Raw genomic sequence first — 1,602 nt, 5'->3', positions numbered from 1 at the left:
TTTCTAATGAAATTAAAGGTCATTTCAACCGGTAGTATTGGCAACGCTTACATTCTTGAAACAGAGAATGAAGCGTTGCTTATTGAGTGTGGTGTCAATATCATGGAAATTAAAAAAGCACTCAATTTTGATTTTAGCAAAGTTGTTGGTTGTCTTGTATCACATGAACATCAGGATCATGCTAAATCATTTGATGAAGTTATGAGGTTAGGAATTACAACTTACACTGGTGCTAAAACAATACAATTTTTAAATCCCGATAACTTTCACAGATCAATGACTATAGCATCAAAAGAGATTGTCAGAATTGGAAACTTTAAAGTGATGGCTTTTGATATCAAACATGATGCAGTTGAACCATTAGGTTTCTTAATTGAACATCCGGAATGCGGAAAAGTACTTTTCTTAACCGATACAAATTATTGTAAATACACTTTTCCAGAATTAAATAATATCATCATTGAATCAAATTTCTCCAAAGAAATTATTGATAGAAAGTTCGGCGCCGGTAGCAGCAAAGAGTTTTTGAGAGATAGAATTTTACGATCTCACTTTTCACTCGAAAACTGCAAAGACATGTTGGCTGCGAATGATCTTTCAAAAGTGAACAACATTGTATTGATTCACCTATCAGACAGTAATTCAAACGAAAAGCAATTTCAAAAAGAAGTTTCAAATTTGACCGGAAAGAATGTTACAGTTGCCCGGAAAGGCCTAACAATTGATTTTAATCTAACACCATTTTAAAATATACATTATGCTTTACAATCCAGAAAAACCAATCGATGTCCAAAGAGCTGTTGAAAATTTCAAATATTTTGTAAAGCATAATAAAGTATTTGAACTCTCGGCAAAGAAAGTTCCAAAGACATATCCACAATTAAAGTATGCTCATCTAATTATGTCGTGGTTCGCATGGGAATATGGCGAAAAATTAGAATATATAAAGCTTGAATATTTCAAAAAACTTGTGAACCCTTCGATATTCGAATACGAATTTGTTAACCGAAAAACGGCTGAATGCAGGATTGAATATAAAAGCTTATCTGACCTTACTAAAGATGAATTGACATTGGCAATTGATCGATTTAGAGATTATGCGAGTAAAGAAGCAGGTATCTATCTTCCAGAACCTAAAGATTCTATTTACCTCAGAGATATTGAAATTCAAATTAAAAATAACGAACAATATTTATGAACCAGCAAGAAATCAATTTCGATGATCTTTTTCATTATGAAAATAAGATCAGTAACCAGGAACATTTTGAACGAAATAAAGAGCGTTTTTCAAATCAATGTAGAATCGTTTATGAGGCGCTTTTAAGAGGTGAAAGATTAACCACAACTAAAGCCTTGATCGATTATCAAATTGGCGATTTAAGGAGAAGGATTAAGGATTTGAAGGATATCTGGAATGTACCTATTAGTTGGGAATATAAGGAAGGGAAATACAAAGAATTTTTTTTAACAATAAATAAAACATAATTATGAACATTACTATTAAACATGGATATTCTGGATAAAGTGAGCACCTAATTCTGGATAAAAGTGAGCAGTATAAATGAACTCAAAAAGGTGTCTAAAAAGTAGTTTAAAAGTATA

The 1,602-nt window shown here is 31.6% G+C and carries 3 protein-coding genes; all 3 read left to right on the top strand.

The window, feature by feature from the left end; genetic code table 11:
• The coding region (locus EV143_RS21370) for an MBL fold metallo-hydrolase (protein WP_243739930.1) at positions 1-747 on the top strand (747 nt) is incomplete at its 5' end.
• A gap of 10 nt (positions 748-757) precedes the next feature.
• Complete coding sequence (locus EV143_RS21365) at positions 758-1,198, top strand: hypothetical protein (RefSeq protein ID WP_133509925.1); 441 nt, start codon at positions 758-760, stop codon at positions 1,196-1,198.
• Positions 1,195-1,485 (top strand): helix-turn-helix domain-containing protein, encoded by a 291-nt coding sequence (locus EV143_RS21360; RefSeq protein WP_133509924.1) that lies wholly within the window; start codon positions 1,195-1,197, stop codon positions 1,483-1,485. Before EV143_RS21365 ends, EV143_RS21360 begins: the two co-directional genes overlap by 4 nt.
• The last annotated feature ends 117 nt before the right edge of the window (positions 1,486-1,602 follow it).

The sequence above is a fragment of the Flavobacterium chryseum genome (assembly GCF_004362015.1).
In the GTDB taxonomy this organism is placed as follows: domain Bacteria; phylum Bacteroidota; class Bacteroidia; order Flavobacteriales; family Flavobacteriaceae; genus Flavobacterium.
The sequence above is the reverse complement of the archived record's forward strand: the minus strand, read 5'-3'. Positions and strand labels throughout refer to the sequence as shown.

Excerpts from the sequence above, each read along its gene's own strand:
- EV143_RS21365 (WP_133509925.1), top strand. The coding sequence starts at position 758 with ATGCTTTACAATCCAGAAAAACCAATCGATGTCCAAAGAGCTGTTGAA.
- EV143_RS21360 (WP_133509924.1), top strand. The coding sequence starts at position 1,195 with ATGAACCAGCAAGAAATCAATTTCGATGATCTTTTTCATTATGAAAAT.